27 protein-coding genes and 5 pseudogenes are annotated in these 25815 nt (G+C 71.1%); 17 read left to right on the top strand and 15 right to left on the bottom strand.

Features of this window, described 5'->3' with window-relative positions:
• Positions 1 to 260: 260 nt before the first annotated feature.
• Positions 261 to 755, top strand: a complete 495-nt coding sequence (locus AB0M62_RS19905) for a hypothetical protein (protein ID WP_366075553.1) — start codon at positions 261 to 263, stop codon at positions 753 to 755.
• A gap of 276 nt (positions 756 to 1031) precedes the next feature.
• Here the strand turns inward: AB0M62_RS19905 and AB0M62_RS19900 are convergent, their stop codons facing one another.
• The 5 genes and pseudogenes from AB0M62_RS19900 to AB0M62_RS19880 form a co-directional block, all read right to left on the bottom strand.
• The gene (locus AB0M62_RS19900) at positions 1032 to 2012 is read right to left on the bottom strand and encodes a radical SAM protein (protein ID WP_366075552.1); all 981 of its coding nucleotides are present in this window, start codon (positions 2010 to 2012) and stop codon (positions 1032 to 1034) included.
• 73 nt (positions 2013 to 2085) lie between these two features.
• Positions 2086 to 2556 (bottom strand): annotated as a pseudogene (locus tag AB0M62_RS19895) (HAD hydrolase-like protein); the annotation flags it as partial.
• Positions 2478 to 2837: a hypothetical protein gene (locus AB0M62_RS19890; RefSeq protein WP_366075551.1), complete on the bottom strand. Its 360-nt coding sequence runs from the start codon at positions 2835 to 2837 to the stop codon at positions 2478 to 2480. The gene AB0M62_RS19890 and the pseudogene AB0M62_RS19895, both read right to left, overlap by 79 nt.
• A 200-nt stretch (positions 2838 to 3037) precedes the next feature.
• Positions 3038 to 3409: a hypothetical protein gene (locus AB0M62_RS19885; RefSeq protein WP_366075550.1), complete on the bottom strand. Its 372-nt coding sequence runs from the start codon at positions 3407 to 3409 to the stop codon at positions 3038 to 3040.
• Positions 3406 to 3669, bottom strand: a complete 264-nt coding sequence (locus AB0M62_RS19880; RefSeq protein ID WP_269649168.1) for a hypothetical protein — start codon at positions 3667 to 3669, stop codon at positions 3406 to 3408. The genes AB0M62_RS19885 and AB0M62_RS19880 overlap by 4 nt, the downstream gene beginning before the upstream one ends.
• Before the next feature lie 281 nt (positions 3670 to 3950).
• Here AB0M62_RS19880 and AB0M62_RS19875 point away from each other — a divergent pair, with 281 nt between their 5' ends.
• From AB0M62_RS19875 to AB0M62_RS19860, 4 genes are read left to right on the top strand one after another with little or no spacing between them, the layout of a single operon-like run.
• Positions 3951 to 5492 (top strand): TIGR02677 family protein, encoded by a 1542-nt coding sequence (locus AB0M62_RS19875; protein WP_366075549.1) that lies wholly within the window; start codon positions 3951 to 3953, stop codon positions 5490 to 5492.
• Positions 5493 to 5544: 52 nt separating this feature from the next.
• A complete protein-coding gene (locus tag AB0M62_RS19870) occupies positions 5545 to 6999 on the top strand; it encodes a TIGR02678 family protein (RefSeq protein ID WP_366075548.1) in 1455 nt (484 codons plus the stop codon).
• Positions 6996 to 11153 carry a TIGR02680 family protein gene (locus AB0M62_RS19865; RefSeq protein WP_366075547.1) on the top strand — a complete coding sequence of 1386 codons (4158 nt, stop codon included), beginning with the start codon at positions 6996 to 6998 and terminating at the stop codon, positions 11151 to 11153. Before AB0M62_RS19870 ends, AB0M62_RS19865 begins: the two co-directional genes overlap by 4 nt.
• Positions 11143 to 12441 (top strand): TIGR02679 family protein, encoded by a 1299-nt coding sequence (locus AB0M62_RS19860; RefSeq protein ID WP_366075546.1) that lies wholly within the window; start codon positions 11143 to 11145, stop codon positions 12439 to 12441. Before AB0M62_RS19865 ends, AB0M62_RS19860 begins: the two co-directional genes overlap by 11 nt.
• A gap of 283 nt (positions 12442 to 12724) precedes the next feature.
• Here the strand turns inward: AB0M62_RS19860 and AB0M62_RS19855 are convergent, their stop codons facing one another.
• Both AB0M62_RS19855 and AB0M62_RS19850 read right to left on the bottom strand, forming a co-directional pair.
• Positions 12725 to 13117 carry a PIN domain-containing protein gene (locus AB0M62_RS19855; RefSeq protein ID WP_366075545.1) on the bottom strand — a complete coding sequence of 131 codons (393 nt, stop codon included), beginning with the start codon at positions 13115 to 13117 and terminating at the stop codon, positions 12725 to 12727.
• Positions 13114 to 13392: a hypothetical protein gene (locus tag AB0M62_RS19850; RefSeq protein ID WP_366075544.1), complete on the bottom strand. Its 279-nt coding sequence runs from the start codon at positions 13390 to 13392 to the stop codon at positions 13114 to 13116. Before AB0M62_RS19850 ends, AB0M62_RS19855 begins: the two co-directional genes overlap by 4 nt.
• Positions 13393 to 13527: 135 nt before the next feature.
• Between AB0M62_RS19850 and AB0M62_RS19845 the strand changes: the two are divergent.
• A pseudogene (locus tag AB0M62_RS19845) lies at positions 13528 to 13713 on the top strand (hypothetical protein); the annotation flags it as partial.
• Between the two features lie 464 nt (positions 13714 to 14177).
• On the opposite strand, the gene AB0M62_RS19840 reads toward AB0M62_RS19845, so the two are convergent.
• A complete protein-coding gene (locus tag AB0M62_RS19840; protein ID WP_366075543.1) occupies positions 14178 to 14327 on the bottom strand; it encodes a hypothetical protein in 150 nt (49 codons plus the stop codon).
• A 15-nt stretch (positions 14328 to 14342) separates the two neighbouring features.
• Positions 14343 to 16025 (bottom strand): bifunctional 3'-5' exonuclease/DNA polymerase, encoded by a 1683-nt coding sequence (locus tag AB0M62_RS19835; protein ID WP_366075542.1) that lies wholly within the window; start codon positions 16023 to 16025, stop codon positions 14343 to 14345.
• A gap of 143 nt (positions 16026 to 16168) precedes the next feature.
• On the opposite strand from AB0M62_RS19835, the gene AB0M62_RS19830 reads away from it, so the two are divergent.
• Positions 16169 to 16336 carry a hypothetical protein gene (locus AB0M62_RS19830; RefSeq protein ID WP_366075541.1) on the top strand — a complete coding sequence of 56 codons (168 nt, stop codon included), beginning with the start codon at positions 16169 to 16171 and terminating at the stop codon, positions 16334 to 16336.
• A 155-nt stretch (positions 16337 to 16491) separates the two neighbouring features.
• On the opposite strand, the gene AB0M62_RS19825 is transcribed toward AB0M62_RS19830, so the two are convergent.
• Together AB0M62_RS19825 and AB0M62_RS19820 are read right to left on the bottom strand one after the other, a co-directional pair.
• Entirely contained in the window at positions 16492 to 16656 is a 165-nt protein-coding gene (locus tag AB0M62_RS19825) for a hypothetical protein (protein ID WP_366075540.1), read from the bottom strand.
• Positions 16657 to 16767: 111 nt separating this feature from the next.
• Positions 16768 to 17913: pseudogene (locus AB0M62_RS19820) on the bottom strand (ABC transporter permease); the annotation flags it as partial.
• Here AB0M62_RS19820 and AB0M62_RS19815 point away from each other — a divergent pair.
• The 4 genes and pseudogenes from AB0M62_RS19815 to AB0M62_RS19800 form a co-directional block, all read left to right on the top strand.
• A pseudogene (locus AB0M62_RS19815) lies at positions 17870 to 18298 on the top strand (IS110 family transposase); the annotation flags it as partial. The pseudogenes AB0M62_RS19820 and AB0M62_RS19815 overlap by 44 nt on opposite strands.
• A pseudogene (locus tag AB0M62_RS19810) lies at positions 18299 to 18529 on the top strand (transposase); the annotation flags it as partial.
• 309 nt (positions 18530 to 18838) lie between these two features.
• Entirely contained in the window at positions 18839 to 19192 is a 354-nt protein-coding gene (locus tag AB0M62_RS19805) for a helix-turn-helix domain-containing protein (RefSeq protein WP_366075539.1), read from the top strand.
• Entirely contained in the window at positions 19192 to 20385 is a 1194-nt protein-coding gene (locus AB0M62_RS19800; protein ID WP_366075538.1) for a DUF2786 domain-containing protein, read from the top strand. The genes AB0M62_RS19805 and AB0M62_RS19800 overlap by 1 nt, the downstream gene beginning before the upstream one ends.
• A gap of 200 nt (positions 20386 to 20585) precedes the next feature.
• Here AB0M62_RS19800 and AB0M62_RS19795 read toward each other — a convergent pair whose 3' ends face one another.
• From AB0M62_RS19795 to rpmB, 3 genes are read right to left on the bottom strand one after another with little or no spacing between them, the layout of a single operon-like run.
• A complete protein-coding gene (locus AB0M62_RS19795; protein WP_366075537.1) occupies positions 20586 to 21068 on the bottom strand; it encodes a hypothetical protein in 483 nt (160 codons plus the stop codon).
• A gap of 33 nt (positions 21069 to 21101) precedes the next feature.
• On the bottom strand, positions 21102 to 21407 hold the full coding sequence (gene rpsN / locus AB0M62_RS19790) for a 30S ribosomal protein S14 (RefSeq protein WP_366075536.1): 306 nt from the start codon (positions 21405 to 21407) through the stop codon (positions 21102 to 21104).
• A complete protein-coding gene (gene rpmB / locus AB0M62_RS19785) occupies positions 21407 to 21643 on the bottom strand; it encodes a 50S ribosomal protein L28 (protein ID WP_366075535.1) in 237 nt (78 codons plus the stop codon). The genes rpsN and rpmB overlap by 1 nt, the downstream gene beginning before the upstream one ends.
• Before the next feature lie 73 nt (positions 21644 to 21716).
• Between rpmB and rpmG the strand changes: the two genes are divergently transcribed.
• The 5 genes from rpmG to AB0M62_RS19760 all read left to right on the top strand — a co-directional run bounded on the left by rpmG (position 21717) and on the right by AB0M62_RS19760 (position 24028).
• Positions 21717 to 21881 (top strand): 50S ribosomal protein L33, encoded by a 165-nt coding sequence (gene rpmG / locus AB0M62_RS19780; RefSeq protein WP_366075534.1) that lies wholly within the window; start codon positions 21717 to 21719, stop codon positions 21879 to 21881.
• A 15-nt stretch (positions 21882 to 21896) separates the two neighbouring features.
• Positions 21897 to 22148, top strand: coding sequence for a type B 50S ribosomal protein L31 (locus AB0M62_RS19775; RefSeq protein ID WP_254374458.1), 252 nt, complete (start codon positions 21897 to 21899; stop codon positions 22146 to 22148).
• Entirely contained in the window at positions 22145 to 23287 is a 1143-nt protein-coding gene (locus AB0M62_RS19770) for a GTP-binding protein (protein ID WP_366075532.1), read from the top strand. The genes AB0M62_RS19775 and AB0M62_RS19770 overlap by 4 nt, the downstream gene beginning before the upstream one ends.
• A gap of 103 nt (positions 23288 to 23390) precedes the next feature.
• Positions 23391 to 23633: a 30S ribosomal protein S18 gene (rpsR, locus tag AB0M62_RS19765; protein ID WP_366075531.1), complete on the top strand. Its 243-nt coding sequence runs from the start codon at positions 23391 to 23393 to the stop codon at positions 23631 to 23633.
• Positions 23634 to 23806: 173 nt separating this feature from the next.
• Positions 23807 to 24028 carry a DUF397 domain-containing protein gene (locus tag AB0M62_RS19760; RefSeq protein ID WP_366075612.1) on the top strand — a complete coding sequence of 74 codons (222 nt, stop codon included), beginning with the start codon at positions 23807 to 23809 and terminating at the stop codon, positions 24026 to 24028.
• A gap of 39 nt (positions 24029 to 24067) precedes the next feature.
• On the opposite strand, the gene AB0M62_RS19755 is transcribed toward AB0M62_RS19760, so the two are convergent.
• Positions 24068 to 24571, bottom strand: coding sequence for an ATP-binding protein (locus AB0M62_RS19755; protein ID WP_366075530.1), 504 nt, complete (start codon positions 24569 to 24571; stop codon positions 24068 to 24070).
• Positions 24572 to 24872: 301 nt separating this feature from the next.
• On the opposite strand from AB0M62_RS19755, the gene AB0M62_RS19750 reads away from it, so the two are divergent.
• Positions 24873 to 25784 (top strand): helix-turn-helix transcriptional regulator, encoded by a 912-nt coding sequence (locus AB0M62_RS19750; protein WP_366075529.1) that lies wholly within the window; start codon positions 24873 to 24875, stop codon positions 25782 to 25784.
• The last annotated feature ends 31 nt before the right edge of the window (positions 25785 to 25815 follow it).

Genomic DNA, 25815 nt, shown 5'->3' with positions numbered 1-25815 from the left:
AGGGGTTTTGAGGGGCTCGGTGGATGGGTCGGCGTCCCTCCTTGGCAGTCCGAGTTGGAGCGAGCAGCGTGAACTCTGCGGCTGGCCTGGCCCCTCGACGGCTGGTGAGACGGCATGCCTCCTATGATCACTTGTCGCGTTGACGTGTCCTAGGGGGGAACATGCCGTCACGTCCATCCAAGATCAGAGAGTATCGTCTCGCTCTCCTCGTGCCGCTCGCCATGCTTGCCCTTACCGCATGCACCTCGACGCTTCCCGATATGGCGGGCCGTGAGCTGCAGGCCGCCCAGGACGAGGCGCAGGAGGCCGGGTTCACCAACCTCAGGTCGGAGGATGCTCTCGGTCAGGGCCGAGCGCAGGTCTGGGACCGGAACTGGGTGGTCTGCGATCAGGATCCCAAGCCGGGAGAAGCGGACCCCGACGAGCTCGTCACCTTCACCGTGGTGAAAACGGATGAGCAGTGCCCCGCGGGCACCCCCGGATTCAGGGTCCGCCCGGGTGACGAGATGCCGGACCTTACGGGCAGGAGCTTGTTCGATGCGGAGGAGGTCCTCGTGCTTGTCGATGGGGTCGAGGACGAGGACGCTACGGGGAAGGGGCGCAGCACTCTGGCCCAGGCGCGTGACTGGAAGGTCTGCTCTCACGAGCCCGCCGCTGGAGATGTGATCGAGGAAGTGATCTCGCAGATCGGCGAGCCGGTGGAGGACCCTGCTGTCACCCTGCATGTCGTGAAGGTGGAGGAGAAGTGCCCGTAGGGGCGGACCTACGCGGAGGGGCGGATCGGCGCTGCCGTCCATATCGGTGGCGAGCAAGAGCCTTGCCGTGCGGACACGAACGAGCAACATGCCGGCGTGCCCGCTGCTTGCCGCGAGTGCGATTCGCACTTGGCGATCTGGGCATGCAGTGGATTCCCCTGGGCGACCTCCACCCCTGCGGTAATCGATCACCACGGCCGATAGGGCAGTCGCAAGCCGGTCGCGACTGGGCGCATCCGTTCCCATCCGGCCTGACTCCCTACCGAAAAGTGAAAGTCATGCGCTGTCGGCATTGCCCGGCACAGGATGAGGCTTTGGGAGCACAACGGAGTCGTGCGCAAGCGGAGGGCAGCGTGGCCAAACTGACAGAGGAAGAGCGCCAGCGGCGGGCGGCTGCAAGGGCTCGGAAGCAGGCTCTCGTGGCTGAGGAGGAAGACCGGCAGGCCACCGAGCGACGCGAGATGTGGGCTCGGGAAGGGATGCGTTTGACCTGGGTGGAGTTTGAAGCCGACAAACCCTGCCGGGGCTGCGGAAAGCCCATGTATGACCGGTTGGGTAGTCAGGGGCGCCGTGTTCGGACAGGTCCTCGTCGACGATGACCTCGATGGACAGCTCGGCTGTCTGGAGTTCCTCGCGGAGTCTGCTGTAGGCGGCCGGGTCGGTGACCAGCAGTTCCGGGTGGTCTGAGGCGTTCCCGACTGCCCGCAGGTGGTGCAGCTTCAGCTGCTGGACGCCGAACGTCTGCAGGATGCGGGCCAGCGGCAGCACCTCATCGATGTTCCGCGATGTCACGGTCATGGTCGCGCCCGTCGTCACGCCGAGTTCTCGCGCGAGATTGAGTGCGCTGAGCGCTCCCTGGTAGCTGCCGAACCTGCGGATGCGGTCGTTGGTCGAGCCGACGCCTTCCAGCGAGACTCGCAACAGGTCCAGGTGGGGAGCGATTTCGGTCAGGCGGCGCTCGATGCGGTACCCGTTGGTGCAGATCTCGACGCGCTGCCCCAGCTCTTCCTTGGCGTACTGGACGATTTGGGCGAGGTCCCGGTAGACGAACGGCTCCCCGCCGAGCAGCGTGACGGCCTCGGTGCCGTACCGCTCGCGCATCAGGGCGAGGAGGCTGACGGCCTCGTCGGCGGTGAATGCGTCGGCGTGCTGGAGCCTCTTGCCGTGGAAGCAGTGCAGGCATTCGAAGTTGCAGCGGTACAGCAGCTGGAGGTACAGCATCCGGATCTTCCGGATCCCGGTGACTTCCCCGATCACGTGGGCTCCTTGGGCTGGTTGCCTGATGAGAGCCCTGATCGTGGCTGATCCTCCGGGGACCGCGTCACCGCGTCTAGGGACAGTTCGAGGACGTCCTGGGACGTTTTCCGTGCGCGGTGAAGCTCTCGAGGATGCCGAGAAGCTGCGCGGTGTCGGACAGATCGGGCAGTACCACGGATGCGCCGGCGGAGGTCAGCTCCTCGGCGCTGTGGACACCTGAGGCGACCGCGATGATCTCGGAGCCTGTGGCGAGGGCGGCCTCGACGTCTCGCGGTGTGTCCCCCACCAGCACCACGGCCACGTCGGCCGGCACCTTGTGGAGCCGGCCTGCGCGCTTGCGTGCGACGGCCACAAGGTCAGGACGAAGCTCGGCGTCCGCGCCGTATGCCCCGGCGGAGAGGTCCAGCACGGGGTCGAGACCGAAGGCGGACAGCTTCACGCGGGCGTTGGCCGCGATGTTGCCGGTCAGGACCGAAGACACCCATTCGTCGTGTGCCGAGGCCGCCTTGATGCCAGTCCCGGGAAGGCGGGCCCCACGTTGCCGTGAAGGTAGCCCTCCCGGTCGAGGGCGGCCAGGCGCTCGATCTGCTTGCTCCCGGTGAACTGGACGCGACCGCGGCGCACGAGATCGGAAGCGAGGGCCTCACCGAACTGCCAGGACTTGATCAGTGAGGTGTTCGGGTCGGTGAAGACGTTGGCCTCGGCGCCCGAGCCGTAGGCGACAAGCAGCGGCAGATGGTCGTACAGGAAACCGAAGTTGCGTGATGTGCGGGCGAGATCGGCGAGTCTGGGATCCGGCGTCTGTGCCGCGCCACCTGCGCTCATCAGAGGGGTACCGCTCTTCCTTGGCTGCTGTGCGACGTGTGGCTTACGAGGCTGCTGGAGTGCAGTGAAGGGATCATCGAGCCGAGCGCCGGGGACTGTTCGGGCGCCAGGATTTTCGCCGTCGCCGTCGCCGGTTGACGGAACACTTGGCGAGGGCCGGAGGCGGCGACGTCGAGTCGGGCGCACCGCGGCGGCCGGTCTCACGGCTTGCCGATGTCCACCGTCCATACCCCCGTGCCGTCGTACGCCTCCGGGGTCGCGGTCAGTACCTGACCTTCGCCCTGGCCGGCCGCCGAAGCGCAGACCGCGTGCGCGTGCCGCCAGTCGACGCCCGCGACGGTCGCCTGTTCCACGGCGGCCGCACCCGCGAAGTCGAGAGGCAGGAACTCCAGGCCGGGAAGCGCTCCCGTGTGCGCCGCCGCACCAGGAAGCTCCATGCTTGCCGCGAACAGACACAACGCGGGGACGTGCGCGCGTTGAAGGGGATCGTCGACCTCGACCACGGCCAGTCCGGACAGCAGGCGGTGCCCCCTGCACAGGGCGACCACCGCCGTGTGATCCAGGATGATCACCGGCGCTCGCCCAAGCGACCTGCGGCGATTTCCGCTCGCCAGGCCTGAGCCTCGCGTACGTCCTCATCGGTCAGATCCGGCCGCAGGTTCGCGCGGACGTACGCGATCGCTCGTGCCGTCCGCTCGGCCCGTTCGCCTTCGGTGGGAGTTGCCGCGACAACGCGTTCCACGTACGCGCGAGTACTGAGTCCTCGCTCTTCGGCCAGCGTGCGAAGGCGATCTCTTATACCTTCGTCGATCTTGATCGTCGTGTCAGCCATAGCGGGAGAATACCAATGAATACCACGGTCGGTGCCCGCGCTCGAAGGGTGACCTCGCGCGCACCCCGGACACGTCCACGGTCACCGATCTCCTTCAGGCGGATCGCGGGCCCGGCCGAGTGCGCCCCGCACGGCGCGCGAAGCGCGCAAAGTAGCACAGGGGGTGTGGGCCGGAGGGCGGGTTACCCGCACTGGTGCGAGTGCGGCAGACTGGTGCGGAACCCCGGCTGTCCGGCCGGGGCGAGCGCGTGTCCAGCCGCAGCAAGGAAGTCGCCAGATACGTGAGTGACGAGCCCGACGCCCCGGACCCCGTCGACGAGGGCGCGTTCGGCATCGACGCCTTCTCCCTCGACGACCGGCTGCGGCTGTTCCACTTCGCCGCCGCCGAGAAGCGCCACGAATACCTGTGGCTGCTGCGTGCCTTCGACCGCGGACGCGCCAACTACCAGGTGCTGCTGCACGCCTCGGACGCGGTGGGACTGCTGGAGCGGCTCGCGGCCGACCATCCCGCCGCGGGTACTGTCGGTGAGGTCCAGCCGCTGCTCGACGCGCTCGCGGAATGGCAGATCCTGGACCGGTCGTACGACGGGACGCGCGCCGCGAACCTCGCGGAGTACCGCAACCGCCACTACGTCTACCAGTTCACCCAGGCCGGATACCGGGCCTACCGGGCGGTGGAGGACGTACTCGGCGCGCGCCTGGAGGACGCCCAGCTCTCCCGCCTCGTCTTCCCCGACATCCTCGGTGACCTGCGCGCGCTGGCCGAGGCCAACGTCGCGGGGGACGCCGAGGAGGTGTACCGCAAGCTCGGCCGTCTCGACTCCGTGCTGAACGAGATGGCGCAGCGCGCCGCCCGTTTCTACCTCATGCTGGGTGACCTGGCGCGCACCAACGACACCCGGCCCGAGGTGTTCCTCACCCACAAGGACACGCTCCTCGCCCACATGCGGGAGTTCACTGCCGAACTCGGACGCTACGCCCCGCTGCTCGCCGAGGCCGTAGAGAAGGCCGCGGTCACCGGTGTGGACCGCATGATCGAGTACGCGGCCGAGGCCGACGAGCGGCTCTTCCGCAGCCCCGCCGAGCGCCTGGCGGACTGGCGGCACCGGTGGGACGGCATCGTCCACTGGTTCGCGGAGCGCGAGCACAGCGAGACCGAGCGGCTGCAGGACGCCACCGTCACCGCGATCCGCTCCGTCCTTGCCCTGCTGCGCCGCGTCACCGAGGCGCGCCGGGGCGGGGTGAGCCGGGAGAGCCAACTGCGTCACCTCGCCCAGTGGTTCACCTCCTGCGAGAGCGACGAGGACGCGCACGCCCTGTTCCAGGCGGTCTTCGGGCTCGGCGCACCCCGCCACATCGCCGTCCCGTACGCCGATCCCGAGCAGATCCCGGGGCGTACGTCCTGGTGGGAGGCCGAACCGGTGGAGCTGGCCCGCACCCTGGTGCAGTCCGGCCGCACCCCCGCCCTGCATGGTCCCGGCCGCATCGAGCGCAACAACGACCGGCGGGCCTTGCTCCGCGCCGGGCAACTGAAGGAGCAGGCCGAGCGCCGCAGCGCCGCGAACGCCCTCGCGTCGGACGGCGTGTACGGCCGGACGCTCGACGAGCCCGAGACGCGGGCTCTGCTCGCCCTGCTGGACGTGGCGCTCGCCGCCCGTGTCCCCGCCAGCCGTCTGGTCACCGCCGCCTCCGGCTCCGCCCACGGAGTACGGCTCACCCTCACCCCGGCCGAGGGCTCCACCACCGTCGACACCGTGCGCGGCCGCCTCCACCTCGACGGGCTGCGCCTGGAGGTCACCGCGGGAACCGCGTGCACCGTATGAAAGCGGCGGGTACTCCGACGGGCAGTCCGACCCACCAACAAGGCAGGACCGCATGAGCCGCGTCGCCGAGGGCGTCTCCCCGCTCGAACTCGCCGACTACCAGAAGGCGGTACGGCTCGTGCTGCGGCATCCGCTGGTCACGCCCGGTTATCCGGACAGGGTGGCGCTGGCGACCGTGCGCCGCTGGGCCGGGCAGCTGCGCACCGATCTGATGGAGGTGCTCGGCTACCGGCTCGTCACCACCGCCGACACCGCCCGGTTGCAGCGCGCCCAGGACGGCCTGGACGCCACCCGCCCGGCCCTCACCCGCGCGGGACGCCCCTTCGACCGCCGCCGCTACGCCTACCTCGTCCTCACCCTCGCCGCCCTGGGCCGCCACGGCGCGCAGGTGGCCCTGGGCGAGCTGGCCGACGCGGTCGCCGCCGACGCCGTACGCATCGACGGACTCGGGCTCGACACCGCACGCAAGCCCGACCGGGACGCCTTCGTCGACGCCGTCACCTGGCTCACCGAACGCGGCGCGCTCACCCTCGCCGACGGCTCCGCCACCGCCTGGGCCGGCGATCCCGAGCGCGCCGAGGCCCTGTACGACATCGACCGCGAGATCCTCCTCGCCGTCCACCACCCGACCCGCGTCCTGCAGCACCTGGCCTCCGTCACCGCGCTCCTCGACTCCGGCAGCGCGCTCGGCATGTCCGCCGGCCGCGCCGGTCGGCGCCGCGACCAGGCCCGCCGCGCCCGCCGTCTGGTGCTGGAGAACCCGGTCGCGTACTACGCCGACGCGGACACCGAACTCCTGGGCCAGTTGCGGGCCCCCGCCCTCGCCGAGGACCTGGAGCGCCTGACCGGGCTGACAGTGGAGCGGCGGGCCGAGGGCGTAGCGCTCATCGACACCTCCGGCAGGCTCTCCGACATCCGCTTCCCCGGCGGTGGCACGGTCGCACAGGCCGCGCTGCTACTTGCCGCCCGGATCAGCGCCGCCGTGCAGCGTTCCGGACGGCACGCCCTCGAACTGCTGCCCGCGCCCACCGCCGCCGAACGCCTCGCGGCCCGCGCCCGGCGTATCGACGCCGCCCTTCCGACGCGCTCGGTGATAGCCGAGTTCGCCGCGCCCGACGAGCCTGACACTGCGGCCGCGTACCAGACGCATGAGCCGTATGAGACTCATGACGAGGCGGGAGAAGAGCGGGGAGAGAGCCGGTATCCCTTCGTCACCGACTCCTGGCTGCGCGGCAGGCTCAAGGAGATCACCGGTGAGTACGGTGCGGGCTTCGCGGCCGATCTGCGCGGTGACCCTGGCCGGCTGCTCGACCAGGCTCTCGACCTGCTCGCCGCCATGTCGCTCATTGCCCGGGTCGACGGCGGAGCCCTCGCCCTTCCGCTGCTCGCCCGCTACCGCGGGGTCACCGCTCGGGTGAAGACTCGTACGGCGGCCCAACTCCCAGCCCAACTGCCCGCACAAACCGCTCTGTTCGCCGACGACCCTGTCAAGGACCCGACTCCGTGAGCACCCCCACCCCAACCGCCCGCTACGTTCCCACCCGCGCAGGGATCATCAACCTGTGGGACTACCGGGACGAGGAGTTCTCCTTCGCCGGTGGCTGGCTGGTGCTGCGCGGCCCCAACGGATCCGGCAAGACCAAGGCTCTGGAAGTCCTCTTCCCGTTCGTCCTCGACGGCCGTATCGATCCCAAGCGGCTCAACCCGTTCGCCGCCGAGGACCGCACGATGAAGTCCAACCTGCTCTTCCGCGGACAGGACAGCGCGCTCGGCTACGTCTGGATCGAGTTCACCCACCGGGAGACGGGCGAGGCCGTCACCTGCGGCATCGGGCTGCACGCCCAGCGGCACCGCGACACACCCGCTCGTTGGCACTTCGTCGCCGAAGGCCGCGTCGGCGAGGACTTCTCACTCCTCACCGACGACGACCGGCCGATGACGAGGAAGCAGCTCGCCGCCGAGCTCGGACGCGAGCTGATCGCCTCCACGGCCGACTACCGCGCCGCCGTCGACCAGCGCCTGTTCGGCCTCGGCCGGGAGCGGTACGAGCAGCTGCTCACCCTGATCCTCACGCTGCGCCGCCCGCAGCTCGCCAAGAACCTCGACCCGGCCAAGCTCTCCGACACCCTCATCGCGGGCCTGCGCCCGCTCGACGACGACCTGATCGCCGAGGCGGCCCGCTCCTTCGACGACATGGAGTCCGTGCAGCGCACCCTGGAGGGGCTGGCCGCCGCCGACGACGCCACCCGCGGCTTCCTCGCAAGCTACTCCACCTATCTGCGGGTCCACGCCCGCACCGCCGCGGACCGGCTCACCACCCGCCGCGCCGAAACCGCCGAGCGCGCCACCGCACTGCGCGCCGCCGCCGCGGACCTTGCGGCGGCCCGCGAGCAGCAGGCCGCCGCCGAGACGCGCGCCGAGTCGGCCGACGCCTCACTCGCCGCCCAGCGCGCCCGTCTCGACCAGCTGCGCTCCTCCGCCGCCTACCAGGCCATCGAGCAACTGGCCGACCTGGAACGCCTGGTGCGCACCTGCGAGCAGACCGCGCGGCAGACGAGCGCCGAACGCGAACGCCGCACCGCCGCCACCGGCCGCGCGCGAGCCGAGGCCGAACACGCCGCCCGGCTCGCCGCCGAACTCGACGCCGCCGTCTCCCGGGACGCCGCCACCGTCGCCGACCACGCCCACACCGCTGGCCTCCCCTGGACCCCGGCGGACGCCGAGCCCGCCCGCCTCGCCGAGCGCTCCGCCGCGCTGGCCGCCGCCCGCCACGAGGGCGTCGGGGCCGTGCGCGGCGCCCAGCAGGCGGCACGCGGGGCCGAGCAGACCCGTGACCTTGCCCGACTCTCCCTCGACCGCGCGCAGGAGGCCGTCGCCGCGGCCGAAACCGCCGAAACGGCCGCCGAGGCGGCCCTCGAATCCGCCCGTGAAGAGGCCCGTACGGCGCTCCGTCAGTGGACGGAGGTACACGGCGCGCTCCTCGCCCGAGCGGAGCGAGATGGGGGTCCCCCCGGCCGAAGGCTGGGGGAGGGGGCCGGCCGACTCGCCGAAGCCCTCGAACTCGTCGGCGAGGCCGAGGCGGTCACGCTTGCCGACGCCTTCACCGAGGCCACCGCTCCCGCCGTGCAGGAACTGCGCGACACCCTCGCCTCCCTGCGCGCCCTACGCACCGACGTCGAGCGCCGCCGCGCCGAGACGGAAGCCGAACGCGACCGGATCGCCGCCGAGCAGGACGATGCTCCACCTCCGGCCCGCGGACGTGCTGCCGAGCGCGCGCTCGGCGACGGTGTGCCGTTGTGGCAGCTCGTCGACTTCGACGACGACCTGACGAATCGTCAGAGAGCGTACCTGGAAGCGGCGTTGGAGGCGTCGGGCCTTCTCGACGCCCTCGTCACCGCCGATGACACCGTCGTGACGGCCGGGCGCAGCGAGGGCTACCTCCGTGCCGGTGCCCCGGTGAGCGGACCGAGCCTCGCCGACCTCCTGAAGCCCGACAACCCCGACAACCCCGGGGGCGCCGGGGACCCCGACAACACCGGGGACCCCGCCGTGGTCCCGGCCGCGCGGATCACCGCCGTACTGCGCTCCGTCGCCGTCACCGGCGACCTCGACACCGGGACCCCGCAGATCAGCCCCGACGGCCGGTACGCGGCCGGGGTCCTGGTCGGTGCCCACACCAAGGAGCACGCCGAGTACGTCGGCGCCACCGCCCGCGCGCGCCGACGCGCGGCCCGGATCGCCGCCTGCGAGACGCTGCTGGCCGAACTCGCCGACCGGCTCGACGAGGTGGCGCGCGAGCAGGCCCGTACGGAAGCCGCCCTGGAGGCGTACGCCGCCGCCCGAGCCGCCCTGCCCCGCACCACCGGCATCACGCAGGCCCTGCGCGAACTCGACAAGGCCACGGCGAGGCTGCGCGCCACCCGCGACACCGCCGACGCCGCCCAGGCGTCGTACGACGAGTCGGTGGCCGCCTGTTCGGTCGCCGAGCGTGCCCTGCGCCGTACCGCAGCCGAGCACGCCATCGAGATCGAGCGCGTCGACGCCGTCGAGACCGCCACCCGCGCTTTTGAGGCGGCGGTACGCGAACTCACCGTCCGCCGCCGCGAACACGTCCGCCAGCTTGAGGCCGCCCAGGCAGCCGCCGACCGGCTCACCGCCGCCGCCGAGGACGAGGAGGCGGCGCTGGACGCCGAGCGCGCGGCGCGCCGCCGGCACACCGAGGAGGCGGCGGGACTTCAGGCCCTTCAGGAGGCCGTCGGGGCCGAGGCGCAGGAGGTGATGCGCCAGGTGCAGGAGGCCGAGGACGGGATCGACGCCCTGATGAGGGAGGCCGAGGCGGCTCGCACGGCCCAGCACGCCGCGATCGCGGGCACCGCCGCGGCCGAGGCCCGCCGTACGGCCGCCGCCGAGGCCCGGTCGGTCGCCGCGGCGGAGGAGAAGGACACCGCCCGCGGCCTGCGCCCGTACGCCGCCCGCGAACTCCTCGACATCCTGCGCTGTCCGCCCGGTCTCGCCTGGCCCGCCCAGGAGGCCGACTGGGCCGGCGAGGCACTCCCGCCGGCCGTGATCGCCGTACACGAGGCGATCCTCTCCGCGACCCGCGACCTCACCCCCACCGAAACCAGCCTCAAGCAGTCCGTCACCCGTCTCACCAAGGCGCTGGACGACCTGCAGGCGCAGCTCGCCGCCGCCGGCCAGGACTACCGGCCCGAATGGGACGGCTCCGACGGGGTCATCCTCGTCCGCGTGGCCGACGAGGAGGGCCCGCTGCCCGTCGCCGCCTTCGCCCAGAAGATCGCGGCACACCGCCGTGACCAGGCCGAACTGCTCTCCGATTCCGAGCAGCGCATCCTGGAGGACGCCCTGCTCACCCGGCTCGCCCAGCAGATCCACGACCGCACCGTCGACGCCCGTGACCTGATCCGGCGGATGAACACCGACATGCGGGCACGCACGATGTCCTCGGGGACGACGGTCGGCGTGAGCTGGCTGCTCGCCGACCATCTCGACGACGAGCAGCGCGCCGTCTGCGTCCTCCTCGACGCCGACGCCGCCCGCCTCGGCCCCGAAGGTCTCGCCCGGGTGCGCACCCATTTCGCCGCGCAGATCAAGACCGCCCGCGCCCGCCACCGCGACCAGCCCTACCGGGAACTCCTCGCCGAGGTCCTCGACTACCGGCGCTGGCGGCAGTTCGCGTTCCAGCTGGTACGTCCCGACAAGACGGAGGAGAGGCTCACCCGCGCCCGGCACAGCCGTCTGTCGGGCGGGGAGCAGTCCGTGTCGCTGCACCTGCCGCTGTTCGCCGCCGCGCACGCCATGCTCAACTCCGCCGACCCGCACGCCCCGCGCCTGCTCGCCCTCGACGAGGCCTTCGCGGGCGTGGACGACACCGGGCGCGGCGAACTCATGTCGCTGGCCGCCCAGTTCGACCTCGACCTGTTCATGACCGGCTACGACCTGTGGGCCGCCCACGCCTCCGTGTCCGCCTCCGCCCACTACGACCTCGCGCACACCGCCGTCGACCACACCGTCTCCGCGCTGCTGCTCGTCTGGGACGGCGACCGGCTCCTCGCCGATGACACCGGCGATCTCACCGCCGCCCTCGGCTCGCCCGGCACCCGGCGCGTCCCGACGCCCGAGGAGGCCGCGGTTGTCGACTGAACCGCGTGAGCACCGTGAGTACGACGAGTTGCGGGGCGAGGGATGGACTCGGCTGCTCGCCGCCGCCCGCCGCAGGCTGGAGCGCACCGGGGGCGTGCTCGACGGCGACATCGGGCTCGCGCGGCCCAGCGAGGCCGAACGTCGCACCGTCATCGGTATCACCGGCCGCTACCGGCCCGAGACCGCCCAGCGCCTCGCCGTACCCCTGCGCGACCTGGACGGGTATCTGCACGACCGCTACGGCACCGGCCTCCTGACGACCCTCGGCCGGCTCCACGGCCCGCTGCGCGACCGGCCGGCCGAACGGGCCGACGAGGACGCGCGCCGCGAACAGGCCCTGAAATCCGCCCACTCCAGCCGGCTCGCCGGAGAGGGATGGTTCGCCGCGTGGTTGGAGCGGATCGCCGCCGACGGCACTCTCACCCGTCTCGTACGCCGCGGGGACGCACCCCTCCTCGACGCGGCGGTACGCGTCCTGGAAAGGCTCCCCGGTGACCGAAACCGGTTCCCCGGTGACCAGGAACGGCCCCGCGCGCACCCGACCGGCCTCCTGCCGCTTCCGGTCCTCGCGGAGTGGGCGACCGGCGACACCAAGGCCCTCGTTCCCGGCACCCCGCTCGAACAGCTCGTCCTGCGCGCCCTCGCCCAGCGCGGCGGCGACAGTTCTGCCGTACCGCGCGAGCGGGCCGGGCGGCGCGCCCTGTGGGAGAGCGCCGGAGCCATTGCCGACGACCTCGCCAGCCAGGTACTCGTCCTCAACATCGGGGCCGAGGGCGACACCGTGGTCTGCGACTGGCTGCGCGATGCCGCCGACTTCGGCATTCCCTTCCGGCTCACCCTCCACCAGCTCGCGACCGACCCCGTCGTCCCCGCCGCCCGCACCATTTTCGTCTGCGAGAACCCGGCCGTACTGCGCGCCGCGGCCGGCGAACTCGAGGACACCGGCGCCGCCCTCGTCTGCACCGAGGGCGTCCCGTCCGCCGCCTGCCACAAACTGCTCGGCGACGCCGTAGGCGCGGGAGCCCGGCTGCACTGGCGCGCCGACTTCGACTGGGCCGGCCTGCGTATCACCGCGGACGCCGTGGCCCGCCACGGTGCCCGCCCCTGGCGGATGACCGCCGCCGACTACACGGCGGCACTCAGCAAGGGCGAGTCCACACCGCTCGCGGGACCGCCCGCGGCCAGCCCCTGGGACCCCGAACTGGCACGTGCCATGGAGGAGTCGGGCAGCACGGTCATGGAGGAACGCCTCCTCCCGGCGCTCCTGTCCGACCTCATCCGCACCTGACCCGGCGAGTCCGGTGGCCGGCTCGATCTGTTCACCCGGGAGTGTCGTCCGGTGTTCACCCACGAGTGGGGGCCTGGGGTCGAGGACGAGTTCGAGGACGCGGACGAAGGCCTTGGCCAGGAGCTGTTGATTCAGCTTGGGCACTCTCGATTGAGACCTTCATCGGCCGGAACCGGTGCGTCAGGCGCCTTCGCCGGTTCGTTCGCGTTCCGTGTCCGGGGAGAAGCGGAGTCGGTGGGGGACCAGCGATACCCGCGTTCCGTTGCGACGCTGCCTCGCAGAGTCAGACCTTGACGACGCGGACGTCGGGGCCGCACAGCATGAGGAGGTCTTCTGGGTCCGAGGTCAGGACGGTCACCGGCGCGGGCGAGGCCAGCGCGGTGGCGGCCACGATGGCGTCGAGGGCGTACTTGTGGCCGTGCAGGCCGGCTGCGGCGAGGAGTTTGCCGGCGTGGCGGGCGATGGCTTCGGTGGGCGGGATGATGTTGACGCGGGAGACTGCGTAGTCGAAGCGGGCCTGGTTGGTCTTCGGGTCACGGGCTTCGACGAGGGTTACGGAACTGGTGACGACACGGATGTCCTCGGCCTCGGCCGCGGCCAGCCACTCGGTGAGCTCGGGAGTGCGCCGTACGAGTTTGGACAGGCCCTCGCAGTCCAGGACGAGCGCGCCGCTCACGCGGCGTCCGCCGAGCCGGCCGAGTCACCGCGCAGGATCGCTCGCTTGGCCTCGACCGCGGCCTGGTCGACGGGGCCGTGTTCGGCTTCGGCGTCCTCGATGAGTTCACGCAGTCGGTCCCGTTCCAGTTGGCGCTGGATGAGGGCTTCGACGTAGGCGGACATGCCGCGCTTGCCAGTACGTGCCTTGAGGGCGGCGATGGTGCCTTCGTGGAGCGAGACGGAGACCGGACGGACGGGGCCTTCGCCGGGGGCGGGGTCGGGAGACGCAACCATGAAGTCATTTTAACAAAACTCTTGTTATTCGGTGGGTGCTTCCGTGTCTCCGTAGCCGTCTGGAGGCGGGTGGTGGACTGCGCTGCGGGGTAGAGAGGATCGGTGATCGCCAAGCATGCCGACACGTCCCGCGGGATGACGCGCGAGGAGCTGCTCGCACTTCCTGCGGCCGTGGACCTGGAGACAGCGAACCGCGCACTGTCCCTCAGCCGGACTACCGGGTACGACCTTGCCAAGCGCGGCCGGTATCCGTGCACGGTCCTCCGCCTGGGTAACGCCTATCGGGTGGTCACCGCCGACTTGCTCAACCTGCTCCACATCGAGGAACCGGAGAGCGTGAGGGCCGAAGAGCCGGCTGGCATGACGCCGACGGCCGAGTCCAGTCGTCCCCCTTTGGGCTGTTGCTGTTGTTGCGCGTGCCGCTGCGCTCGTCGGTGCGAGGGGTGCACGCGATGGGCCTGCGAATCCTGAGCGCCGACTCACCTGTGCGATGTCGACAAGCTGTGTCAGCATGGTGCAACGAGGGGCTGTTCAGGCAGGTGTCTTGCCTCGCCGGGTGGCGGGGAGCGCAAGGGGAGCGCGGACGCCTTTGGACCGTGCAACACGGGATGCGGACGGCTGGACCGCTACACGTGCTCTGATCTGCGAAAACAGGATCTGATGCGACCACGAGGCACACCCCATCACGATCTCTATCGACCTCGTAATGCGTAGGTCTCGGTTCGAATCCCGAGACGGATCCGCTGAAGCCCAGCTCAGATCTTGTCTGAGCTGGGCTTCTTGGTTCAGCGGATGCGACCGCGACGCTGGGCGCGTGCCGCGGGGCTGTCGGTGAACGCGTCTCCCATGCGCCGCATCACGTCGTCCGACAGGGCGATCTCCCCTTCACGTACCGCCGGGTCCGACTTGATCCGAGTGTGCCGAAGGATCTCCATGGGCTGCCGACGGGACTACTTCGCGTCGGCATAGCACTCCACCACCGCCGTCGTGAACGGGAACCGCACCGGTGTCTCGCCGAAGGCGATCCGCCCGGCCAGATCTCCGGCGGCGCGGACAGCCTCCGCGACTGCCTGTGCCTCCTCGGCCGGGCAGTGCACGATCACCTCGTCGTGCTGGAAGAAGACCAGTTCGGCCTTCATGTCTGAGATCGTCCGGCGCAGGGCGGCCATCATCAGCAGCGCCCAGTCGGCGGCGCTGCCCTGGACGACGAAATTCCGGGTGAAGCGGCCCCGGGCGCGTGAGTTGCGTGAGGCGTATCCCGGGGTGAACTGCTCGTCGTGGCCCACGGCTTGGGCGTCCTCCTGCGGCATACCCGCCTCGCCGTCGTCCCCCGATCCCGCGGCAGGTGGACACGTGCGGCCCAGCCAGGTCCGTACGAGGCGCCCCTCTTCGCCCGCCCTTGCCGCGTCGTCGACGTATGCCACGGCCCGCGGGAAGCGGCGGCGTAGTGCGGCGAGGTTCTTCAGGCCGTCGCCGGAGGTCTGCCCGTACACCGCGCCCAGCACGGCGATCTTCGCCATGTCGCGGTCGCCCGAGAACGCCCGGTCCGACACCGCCTTGTAGAGGTCGCCGGGCTGTCCGGCCACCTCCATCAGACCCGGGTCGCGGGAGATCGCGGCCAGCACTCGCGGCTCCATCTGATCGGCGTCCGCGACGACGAGGCGCCAGCCCGGATCCGCGACGACCGCCCGCCGGATCACCTTCGGGATCTGCAACGCGCCGCCGCCGTTGGTCACCCAGCGGCCGGTGACCGTCCCGCCCGGTACGTACTCGGCTCTGAAGCGGCCGTCCCGGACCCAGTTCTGCAACCAGCCCCACCCGTGTGCCGTGTAGATCCGGTACAGCTTCTTGTACGCGATGAGCGGGGCGACGGCGGGGTGGTCGATCTCCGCCAGCTCCCGGCGCCGGGTGGATCCGACCTTGATGCCCGCCTGAGCAAAGGCCTTGATGACGTCCGCCGGCAGCTCGGGCCGCACGCGTCGGCCGAACGCGGCCGACACCTCGTCCGCCAGCTCGGTCATCCGGCGCGGCTCGCCGCCGCCCGCGTACCGCTCGCCGAGCAGTTCGTTCAGCACGCCCCGGTGCACATCGGCCCGCCACGGCAGGCCCGCCCGGTTCATCTCGGCGGCCACCAGCATCCCCGCGGACTCGGCCGCCGTGAGCAGCCGCATGCGGTCCGGGTGCTCCGCCGTTTCGTGCCGTCGCTGCTGGTCGGCGTACACCTGCAGCAGTGCCTCGAGCGGGACGGGCACAGGCAGCGGCTCGAAGAGCGAGGACTGCGAGCCGGGCTCGGGCGACCGCTGCGGCGGATCGGGCGGTACGGGTGTGTTGCGCAGCCGGGCCCAGGCCGCGGCCGCGGAACGGGGCTCGCCGAGCCGGCCCTCGTGGCCGAGCAGCAGCAGCTCCGCGTCCTCGATGTCGTAGCACCGCTCGACGCGGACGCCCGCGGCGAGCAGGCGCGGGTAGATCTCATGCGTGGACCGCCAGACCCAGCGGGCGGCCCCGGGCCGCGCGCGGACGGCCTCGGCCAGGTCGTTCTCCCTACGAACGGGCCCAGCAGGTAGCCCGTCGGGCCCCAGGGGTACGACGTGCACCTCGCCCTCGCCCTCGACGAGGGCCCACCGGTCGCTCATGGTTTCGAGTGTGACAGCGGGCACTGACAAAGACCGGCGCGAAGGGGCCGTCCCCGGCCGCACCGGCATGCCCGGCCCGAATCGGGTCTCTCAATTCGCAGAACTCTCTTGCGACCACATCCCGGTGCCGGGATCCTCCCACCATGGCTGTGGAACCGCACTGCTCGAAGTGCTGCCCGGTGGAGGAGCCCGCACTGGCCGAGCCCGACCGGCTCTCCAGTGGCGCGGCGGCCTGGGTGCTCGGCGTCGCGACGCTGCTTGTGGGCGGATACGTGCTGCTGATGTGGGGAGCGAGTCGGCTGTTCGGGTGAGGGGAGGGCCGAGGTGCCTGGGACGGGGCGGGCCGGGATGGAGCCGATCGAGTAGCGGTGGTCGTCGACGGGCCAGCCCGGCGGTACTTCGCGCGGCTGCGGGCACACCTGAGGTGCGTGCCCGGCCGGGCACGCACCTCAGGTTCGGACCGCGGTCAGCTCTGCTTCGGCCGGCCCTTGCCCTGCATGTGGGACGGCGCAGCCTGCGTCTCCGGCCGGCCGGGCTGCGTCTCCAGCGACTCGTTGTGCTGCTGGGTGCCGCGCTCGGCCGCGTGGCGGGCCTGCTGCTGCTTGCGGTCGCGGTTCTTGTTCTTCGCCATGTCGTTTCTCCTGAGAGAGACTTGGGGGAATGGTGCGTCGTCCCCACGAATGGGGGCGAGGTTCACGTCAGTCACCTTCGCAGGACCCGGCCAAGAGCACACTTCGAAGCGTCACAGCGCGTAATGACGGCCGGTCAGGCTACCTGCGCATCGCTCGTACGGCGGCAGCAGCGAGGCCGTCACGGCGATCACCGCGCACGCCGAGGCCGTTGCGCCCAGCGACTGCCACGGCACCGCCACCGTGACCGGCGCGGACAGCCTGGCGAGTGCCGCGCCCAGGCCCGCCAGGTTCACCGCCGTCACGGGGACGCCGAGCACCACGCCGATCGCGACGCCGAGCAGGCTCTCGCCCGCGACCACCCGCAGCACCTGGGCCCCGGGTGGCGTCCGCCAGCCGTAGAGCTGCCAGTTCACCGCATCGGACCGAGGTGGCCATGACGAGGGTGTTGGCGAGGGCCGTCGCCGTGTACACCAGGGCGATCCCCAGCACCACCAACAGGCCGAGCCGGGTCTGTGGGCTGGTACGCGGGTGGGTGTCGCGGAGGTCACCGGCCACCAGCGGCAGCCTGCCGACCGTTTCCCCCGCGCCCGGATCGGTCACCGCGCGGGCGTGGGACTTGGTGAGCGCCGTGCCCTCCTCCCGTACGAAAACCGCCGTAGTCGCCGACGGCGACAGGACGGTTCCCGGCACGTCCACCGGATTCAAGTCCGGTCCAGTCACGACCAGTTCGGCTGCCGTCCGCGTCCGTGCCTCTGCCGCCGTCGCCTCTGCCACGCTCCAGGCCGAGCCCAGCAGGGACCCGGCCAGCGTCACGGTGACACCAGTACCCGGCCCAGCCACGGTGCACCTTGCGCGCCCAGCACACAGCCCGCCGCCGAGGCGGCCGCCCCCACGGCCAATGCCTCCGCCAGCAGCAGCCGCCGCAGCTGCCCGGGGGTCGCCCCGGCCGTACGCAGCAGGCCGAACTCCTGCCTGCGCAGCGCCACCGCGAAGGCGAACGTCGACGCGACGACGAAGACCGAGACGAAGCCGGTGACTCCGGCGGCCGTGCCTAGCAGGGCATTGACCGCCATCAGTGCCTCCGCGTCGCGCTCCGGGCCTACGTCGGCGGCCGCGGCGTCGACGCCCACGGCGTCCCGCGCACCGTCCTGCGTGACCGGGCCGAGGGTGCGCAGCTCGCGCACGAGTTCAATATCCACAGGCTGTGGATGGGTGAGCTTCTTTGCCACCCGGGTCGTCGAAGGGCCCCGCTCCACCCTGCCCAACAGCGAACCCAAGCTGCGGGCCCTAATCGACAAGCTGAGCGCGAAGTACGGCACCGTGCTGGTGGTCGTCGACCAGCCCGCCAACATCGGCGCCCTGCCGCTGGCCGTCGCCCGCGACGCGGGCTGCCTGGTCGCCTACCTGCCCGGGCTGACTATGCGCCGGATCGCCGACCTCTACCCCGGCGAGGCCAAGACCGACGCCCGCGACGCGTTCATCATCGCCGACGCCGCCCGCACCATGCCCCACACCCTGCGCGCCCTGGCCGCCACCGACGAGACCATCGCCGAGCTCGACATGCTCGCCGGATACGACGACGACCTCGCCGGCGAAGTCACCCGCACCGCCAACCGGCTGCGCGGCCTGCTCACCCAGATCCTGACGATCCTGCATGCCAAGGCTGAAAGCGCCGGACGGGAAGTCATCGCCGTGGACCCCCGCAACACCTCCCGCGAGTGCCCCGAATGCGGGCACACCGCGAAGGAGAACCGGCCCACACAGGAGAAGTTCCACTGCGTCTCGTGCGGCCACCACGCGCACGCTGACACGGTGGGCGCTCTCAACGTTCTACGGGCCGGGCTGGTCCGTCGCGACGCCAACCCGGCATAGCGAGAACCCCCGTCCTTCAGGGCGGGGAGGAGTCACGCTGTGGTCCACGAAGCACGACCACCACGGCGACCGACCCTTGACGAAAGAGATAGGGGCACCCCCCGGTGTATTGACCTACCGCCCGGCCGAGCGCACCAGCTGGGCGTACGTCTCCGGCGCCGGACGCAGCCGCCGGCTTAGCAGGGTGCCCGGGTCGACCCCGTACCGTCCATGAAGCCCGCCGCGATCGCCGAGTAGGCCGATTCGGCGGCCCGGGGTAACTGCGACCATCCTGGTAGCGGCGGCCCATTCTCGTGAGGAGGCACATCCATGTCAGCAGGGCACACGGTGGTAACCACCGGGCCCGCGCCGGAGTCCGAGCCAGGGCCCGGGCCCGGGCCCGCGTCACAGCCCGCGGCCGGGGCAGACCCCGTGGTCAAGGAGATGCAGCGCGCGGTCGACGGCATCTCGCAGCGCATGCTCGCGCTCACCGTCCGCCGCCTGGAGCGCGACGTCCTGGTGTCGCGGACCGTGTGTCCCACCGTGCCGGCGCGGGTGGAGTACGAGCTGACCGAGGTGGGCCCCAGCCTCACCCGCCTCATCAAGCCCCTCACCGACCGGTCCCTCTGTCACCGCTCCGCGGTCGCCGGTGCGCGACGCGCCTGGGACGGGGACACCGGCTGATGGAGACGGTCGAGCGGGCCTTCGGGGCCGCGCTGTACGCCCACGACGACACCGGTCTCGACGCGGGCGCGTCGCTGCTCGCCGCCGATTCGGCGCGCTGGCCGGACATCGGCCGGGAAGTGCTGCGGCGCGGCGAGGGGTTTGTACGGCAGGCGTGGGAGCGCGGCTGGCAGCCGGCCGACGTCGTACGCCTGGTCCGGCGCGACCTCGATGACCGGCACGTACGGCTCCTCGCCGATCTGGTCGCCGCCGAGGGCCGGCGGTACGCCGGGCTCCCGCCCCGCTGGTCCGGTCAGTTGCGCGATCTCGACGCCCGGGTGTGGTGGGAGAGCGACGGTGAGTACGCCCAAGGCCTCGCCCGGCGCGAGTCCGCCGACCGGTTCTCGCTGACCACCGCGTTGCTGGAGCTGCTGCGCCTGCTCATCCGGCTCCCGTCGATCGAACCGGTCGGCCCCGTTCCGGGCGACCCGGTGCACGTACCGCCGCCGGCGCACGACGAGCCGCGCATGCTCACCCGGATCCGGGCGCTGCTCGCCAAGGCGGAGGCGACGGAGTACCCGGAGGAGGCGGAGGCGCTGAGTGGCAAGGCGCAGGAGCTGATGGCCCGGCACAGTGTCGACGAGGCCGTGCTCGCGGCCGCCCGTGGGGGTACGAAGGACGCGCCCGGCGCCTGCCGGATCGGTGTGGACGCCCCGTACGAAGAGGCCAAGGCCGTACTGCTCGACGCGGTGGCCTCGGCGAACCGTTGCCGCGCGGTGTGGAACGGCGCTTTCGGTTTCTCCACGGTCGTCGGTTTCGAGGGGGACCTGGAGGCGGTCGAACTGCTCTATACCTCGCTCCTCGTCCAGGGCACGGCGGCGATGAGCCGTGCGGAGGCGGGCCAGCGTGCCGGCGGCCGTAAACGGACGAAGACGTTCCGGCAGTCGTTCCTGCTGGCGTACGCGACCCGCCTCGGCCAGCGGCTGGCCGCCGTCACCGGGCATGTCATCGAGGAGGCGTCCGGGACGCTCCTCCCGGTGCTGGCGGCACGGGAGGTGGCGGTCGCCGACCGCGCGGAGCGGATGTTCCCCGAGACCACGACCACGAGGCTGCGTGGCGCGACAGACCGGGACGGCTGGGAACACGGCACAGCGGCGGCGGACGACGCCCACATGTCGAAGCAGCCCCGCCCCCGGATCCGCCCACCGGCCTGACCGGCTGAGCCCGGCCCCCGTCCCCGGCTCCCACGTCCCCGGCCCCCGTCCTCGGCCCTCGCCACGGCGCCGGCCCCGACGGTAGGACGCGGCCCCCCCCGCACATGGCAGGGCGGGCCTGCGCCCCGTCGTGCCCGACATGGAATGCCGGAGCAGCTCCGAGGGGCAGGCCCGCCCCTGAACGACAGCCTGACGTCAGGTCAGGGCGTCGGGAAGCCGGACGGCAGCTCGGACGGCAGGTCCGACGGCAGACCGGTCCCCGGCTGTCCTTCCGTCCGGGCGAAGGTCTCCTTCAGCCCCGCGCTCCACGAAACCTGCAGCGTCTTGCCGTCGCTCGCCGCCATCGTGCCGCTGGTGCGGTCGGTGTTCCCGTCCATGCACTTGAGCGTCAGCGTCTGCTCCGCGACCGTCCCGGTGCACACGTGCTCGCCGGCCAGCGCGACCTGCTTTCCGTCGATGACCATCGCGACAGTCTTGCCGCCGGTCGTCGAGAGCCAGCTGCCGTCGACACCACCGGGCTTCGTGTCCCCGCCGCCGGACGGAGCACTGGGCTGAGTGGTACCGCCCGCGCCTTCCTTGCCCGCGTCGCCGCCACCGTCCTTGTCGCTGCTGCTGCAGCCGGTCAGTACGAGCGCGCCGGCGAGGGCCGCCGCGGCAGCGATGGTGCGTACGTGCGTGAACACTGGACTCCCCTGGGTCGGTTGCAACGCGCCAAGCTACCAGGAGGACTTGCGCACGCCGGGAAGGAACCCTGCGTGTGCCTCCTCACGCACGCGGACCCGGGACAGCCCGAACTTGCGGAGATGTCCGCGCGGCCGGCCGTCCACGCTGTCGCGATTGCGGACGCGCGTGGCGCTCGCGTCCCGCGGCTGGCGCCGCAACTCCTCCAGCGTGGACCGCCGTTCGGTGTCGGACGTGAAGGGACTGCGCATCAGTTCCTTGAGTTCGGCGCGCCGGGCCGCGTACCGCTCGACGATCGCCTTGCGCTGCTCGTTCTTCGCGATCTTGCTCTTCTTTGCCATCAGACCTTCACTCCCCGCGCGCGGATCCGGGACACGGCGGCCTCGATGCCGATGGCGTCGATCGTCTTGACGGCCTTGGCGGACAGGGTCAGCCGGACGTACCGGCGCTCGCTCGCCAGCCAGTAGCGCTTGCGCTGGATGTTCGGGTCGAAGCGGCGGGACGTGCGCCGGTGTGAGTGGGAGATCTGGTGGCCGAAACCCGGCTTGGCGCCGGTCAGTTGGCAGTGGGCGGACAAGGGTGACGCACCTCTCTCGTTCCGTCGTGGGCGTTCATGTTGAACATGGAAACCATTTCCATATACTACCCACATGGCCCGCAACGAACTCCGCCCGATCATCAAGCTCAGGTCCACAGCCGGGACCGGCTACACGTACGTCACCCGCAAGAACCGCCGTAACGACCCCGACCGACTGACCCTGCGCAAGTACGACCCGGTCGTCGGCCGGCACGCCGACTTCCGCGAAGAGCGCTAGAGGAGGCCCGCAGACATGCAGACCGGAATCCACCCCGCGTACGGCCCCGTCGTCTTCCGCGACAAGGCGGCCGACTTCGCCTTCCTCACTCGCTCGACCGCCACCAGTGACAAGACGGTCGAGTGGGAGGACGGCAACACGTACCCCGTCATCGACGTCGAGATCTCCTCGGCGAGCCACCCCTTCTACACGGGCACGGCACGTGTGCTCGACACCGCCGGTCGCGTCGAGCGGTTCGAGCGCCGCTACGGGCGGAGCCGGGGATGAAGCTGCCCGTCGTCATCGTCGGCGGGCTCCACTCGGACGCCCGCAAGGAGGTCGTGGACCGGCTGCTGCGTACCGTGCCGAGCAGTGTCGCGCTGCACCACGACCTCTCCACGGCGGCCGGGGGAACCGTGCGGCGCACGGTCCGCGACGCGCTCGGCGAGCGGGACGCGGGCGATGCCCCCCTGGTCAACGACTGCGCCTGCTGCGCGCTGCGGGAGGATCTGGTCCCGGAGCTGGAACGGCTGGCCGACGCGGGCCGCACCCGGCTGGCCGTGGTCGAGCTCTGGGACTCGGTCGAACCGAAGGCGATGGCCGAGGTGGTCGTCGCACACGGGGGTGACGTCCTGGACCTCACAAATGTGATCACTGCCGTCGACCCCGCGCTGCTGCTGCCGTACCTCGGCTGCGGTGACGACCTCGCCGAAGCCGGGCTCGAGGCCGCCGCCACCGACCAGCGCACGGTGGGGGACACCTGGGCGCGCCAGCTGGAGTACGCGCCGGTGCTCGCCGTGGTCGACAGTGAGGAGGCCGAGGAGGCGGACGCGGCGCTGCTCGGGCAGCTCCACCCGACCGCCCGCCGAGTGGCGGCCGGCTCCGGCGAACTCGCCGAGGCGGCCTTTGCCGGCTTCGACGTGGAGGCGGCGGCGGCCCGCCAGCACCCGGCCTGCGCGCTGCTGCCGCAGGACGCGGAGGAGTCGGGCGTCGGTACGTTCGTGTGGCACCGCCGCAGGCCCTTCCACCCGGAGCGGCTCTACTCGGCGCTGGAGGACCTGACCTGCGCCGCCGCCCGCAGCCGCGGCCGGTTCTGGCTCGCCGACCGACCGGACACACTGCTGGCCTGGGACGCGGCGGGCGGCGCACTGTGCGTCGAGAACGCCGGCCCCTGGCTCGCTTCGCTGCCCGACGCCGCGTGGGACCTGGTCCCCGCGGTACGCCGGGCCGCCGCAGCGCTCGATTGGCACCCCGAGCACGGTGACTGCTGCCAGCACCTCGTCTTCACCTCGCCCGGCCTCGACCGGGAGGGGCTGGGGCGGCTCCTGGACTCGTGCCTGCTGACCGACGCGGAGTACGCGGCCGGCCCCGAGGCGTGGAGGCGCCTGCCGCATGCCTTCGACTCCCTGCTCGACCCGGTTTCCTGACCCCCTGTCCGCTGCATACCCGTCCGCTGCATACCTGTCCGCTGCACGCCTGTCCCTGCACGTCGCATCCGCTGCACACTCATCCGCTTCCAGGAGGAGAACCATGGCCCGTCGTCCCGACCCCCGCAAGCCGCTGAAGGCCCGCCCCAATCCGCTCGACGCGGCCGGCATTACGTACATCGACTACAAGGACACCGACCTGCTGCGGAAGTTCGTCTCGGACCGAGGGAAGATCCGCAGCCGCCGGGTGACGCGGATCACCGCCCAGCAGCAGCGGCAGCTGGCCCGCGCGGTGAAGAACGCCCGGGAGATGGCCCTGCTGTCGTACTCGGCCTCGGCGCGGTGATGCAGTTGCCGGCTGGACGAGGGATCCTGAACGGCTCGAACCGCGTCTGAGTAACCGAGAAGCGACCCGCCGTGCACGTGCATCTGCCCATGCAGGCGCACGTGAACACAGCTATGATCCGGTGCAGTCGACATCTGCACGATCGGGAGCGAGCTGTGGACGCGTACAACGGCATGGCAGCCACAGAGCTCGACGGGGTCGTCTGGCAGAAGAGCCGGCACAGCAACTCCCAGGGATCGTGCGTGGAGTTCGCCAAATTGCCGGGCGGGAATGTGGCGGTCCGTAACTCACGCCACCCGGAAGGGCCCGCGCTCGTGTACACCCCGGCCGAGATAGAGGCGATGCTGCTCGGCATAAAGGACGGGGAGTTCGACCATCTCGTGGCCGGCGGCTGACCACGGGCAGCGAAAAGCCGGCAGCCGATGGCTGCCGGCCTACTTGTCCTGAAGGCGGAAGAGCGCCCAGACCACCTTGCCGCTGAGCCGGCCCGCCAGCGGATGCCACCCCCAGCTGTCGCTGAACGAGTCGACAAGGAACAGCCCCCGGCCCGATTCGGCGGAGCTGTTCGTCTCGGTGGAGTAGGGCGTCCCGTCCGTGGCCGGGCTCTGGTCGCTGGGGTCGCGTACCGCGCACACCAGCCGGCTCGTCCAGCGCATCAGATGCAATCGCACCGGCGGGTCCTGGTCGCGTGGGGTGTCGGCGGGCAGCGCGTGCCGCAGTGCGTTGGTGACGAGTTCGGAGACAACCAGCGCGACATCGTCGAACCGCTCGTCGAGACCCCATTGGTCCAGTGTCGACTGCGTGAACTTCCGCGCGCCGCGCACCGCTTCGTAGCGGGGAGGCAAGGCGCACGACGCCGAGCCCGACACGGCTGAAGGGTCGATCGGTGGAAGCCCCTGCCTTAACGGCTCGAGCATGGTCGATCCATTCGTCCCCATGCGAGGCTCCCGGGATTCGCGGCCGTAGCGATACTGCGGTGGGTACAGCGTCAACACGAACGAGCACGCAGGTGCGCGAGGACCATGGTTCCGAATGCGTACGGCGGATGCAAGGGCAGATGCACGTGCACGCGCCGGACCTGTCCGGCCCCGTGCCGGTTCTTGCTCATATATTCCTCGCACCATTCGGCGGTCTCCCGGTGCGCTCTCCATTTCCGTAACCGAATGAGTACGGGCTGAAGCGTTTTGATGGCAGACTGCGGAACTCGGGGTTCGGGGGTCCTCGCAGCACACCGTCGGGATGGGGAGGGTTGGAGAAGTGACCGCAGGCGAGTCCTGGGGATTCCCCCAGGCCGAAGGCACTGGCGGAGGATCTGTGGTGCGGCGCATCCTCCTGGGATCACAGCTCAGGCGACTGCGCGAATCCCGTGGCATCACCCGTGAGGCGGCCGGCTACTCGATCCGCGCGTCCGAATCGAAGATCAGCCGCATGGAGTTGGGACGGGTGAGCTTCAAGGCCAGGGATGTCGAGGACCTCCTCACGCTCTACGGAGTCAGCGACGAAGCGGAACGCGCATCCCTGCTGGGCCTGGCCCGCGAGGCCAACGTGGCGGGCTGGTGGCACAGCTTCGGCGACGTTCTGCCCGGGTGGTTCCAGACGTACATCGGCCTGGAGGGAGCGGCCTCGCTCATCCGGATCTACGAAGTGCAGTTCGTCCACGGTCTGTTGCAGACCGAGGCGTACGCACACGCTGTCGTCAGCCGAGGCATCCCCGACGCCCCCAAGGCGGAGATCGAGCGCCGCGTCGCGCTCCGGCTGGAGCGGCAGAAGATACTGGTGTCGGAACGTGCCCCGCTCTTCCATGCCGTACTCGACGAGGCCGCGCTGCGACGGCCGTACGGTGACCGGTCCGTGATGCGGGGGCAGTTGGAGCATCTCGTCGAGATTTCCGAGCGGCCCAACATCACGCTGCAGGTGATGCCGTTCAGTTTCGGCGGCCACGCGGGCGAGGGCGGTGCCTTCACCATGCTGCGGTTTCCCGAGTCCGACCTGCAGGACCTTGTCTATCTGGAGCAGCTGACCAGCGCCCTGTACCTCGACAAGCGCGAGGAGGTCGCCCTGTACGAGCGGGTGATGACGCGCCTCCAGCAGGACAGTCCCGATCCTGACGGCACGCGGGATTTGCTTCGCGGTCTACTCCAACACTCCTGATGCGCAAGTACGATGAGAGATCATCAGGTAC

Origin of the sequence: Streptomyces sp. NPDC051219 (genome assembly GCF_040682335.1) — a bacterium.
Classification (GTDB): Bacteria; Actinomycetota; Actinomycetes; order Streptomycetales; family Streptomycetaceae; genus Streptomyces.
Note: the sequence above shows the minus strand (reverse complement) of the source record. Positions and strands in the feature narration are given on the sequence as shown.

Bases quoted from the DNA above. Each gene is read 5' to 3' on its own strand.
- AB0M62_RS19905 (WP_366075553.1), top strand. From the start codon at position 261: ATGGCGGGCCGTGAGCTGCAGGCCGCCCAGGACGAGGCGCAGGAGGCC.
- AB0M62_RS19890 (WP_366075551.1), bottom strand. From the start codon at position 2,837: ATGAGCGCAGGTGGCGCGGCACAGACGCCGGATCCCAGACTCGCCGAT.
- AB0M62_RS19880 (WP_269649168.1), bottom strand. From the start codon at position 3,669: ATGGCTGACACGACGATCAAGATCGACGAAGGTATAAGAGATCGCCTT.
- AB0M62_RS19870 (WP_366075548.1), top strand. From the start codon at position 5,545: ATGAGCCGCGTCGCCGAGGGCGTCTCCCCGCTCGAACTCGCCGACTAC.
- AB0M62_RS19850 (WP_366075544.1), bottom strand. From the start codon at position 13,392: ATGGTTGCGTCTCCCGACCCCGCCCCCGGCGAAGGCCCCGTCCGTCCG.
- AB0M62_RS19840 (WP_366075543.1), bottom strand. From the start codon at position 14,327: ATGGAGATCCTTCGGCACACTCGGATCAAGTCGGACCCGGCGGTACGT.
- AB0M62_RS19835 (WP_366075542.1), bottom strand. From the start codon at position 16,025: ATGAGCGACCGGTGGGCCCTCGTCGAGGGCGAGGGCGAGGTGCACGTC.
- AB0M62_RS19830 (WP_366075541.1), top strand. From the start codon at position 16,169: ATGGCTGTGGAACCGCACTGCTCGAAGTGCTGCCCGGTGGAGGAGCCC.
- AB0M62_RS19825 (WP_366075540.1), bottom strand. From the start codon at position 16,656: ATGGCGAAGAACAAGAACCGCGACCGCAAGCAGCAGCAGGCCCGCCAC.
- AB0M62_RS19805 (WP_366075539.1), top strand. From the start codon at position 18,839: ATGTCAGCAGGGCACACGGTGGTAACCACCGGGCCCGCGCCGGAGTCC.
- AB0M62_RS19800 (WP_366075538.1), top strand. From the start codon at position 19,192: ATGGAGACGGTCGAGCGGGCCTTCGGGGCCGCGCTGTACGCCCACGAC.
- rpsN (WP_366075536.1), bottom strand. From the start codon at position 21,407: ATGGCAAAGAAGAGCAAGATCGCGAAGAACGAGCAGCGCAAGGCGATC.
- rpmG (WP_366075534.1), top strand. From the start codon at position 21,717: ATGGCCCGCAACGAACTCCGCCCGATCATCAAGCTCAGGTCCACAGCC.
- AB0M62_RS19775 (WP_254374458.1), top strand. From the start codon at position 21,897: ATGCAGACCGGAATCCACCCCGCGTACGGCCCCGTCGTCTTCCGCGAC.
- AB0M62_RS19770 (WP_366075532.1), top strand. From the start codon at position 22,145: ATGAAGCTGCCCGTCGTCATCGTCGGCGGGCTCCACTCGGACGCCCGC.
- rpsR (WP_366075531.1), top strand. From the start codon at position 23,391: ATGGCCCGTCGTCCCGACCCCCGCAAGCCGCTGAAGGCCCGCCCCAAT.
- AB0M62_RS19760 (WP_366075612.1), top strand. From the start codon at position 23,807: ATGGCAGCCACAGAGCTCGACGGGGTCGTCTGGCAGAAGAGCCGGCAC.
- AB0M62_RS19755 (WP_366075530.1), bottom strand. From the start codon at position 24,571: ATGGGGACGAATGGATCGACCATGCTCGAGCCGTTAAGGCAGGGGCTT.
- AB0M62_RS19750 (WP_366075529.1), top strand. From the start codon at position 24,873: ATGGGGAGGGTTGGAGAAGTGACCGCAGGCGAGTCCTGGGGATTCCCC.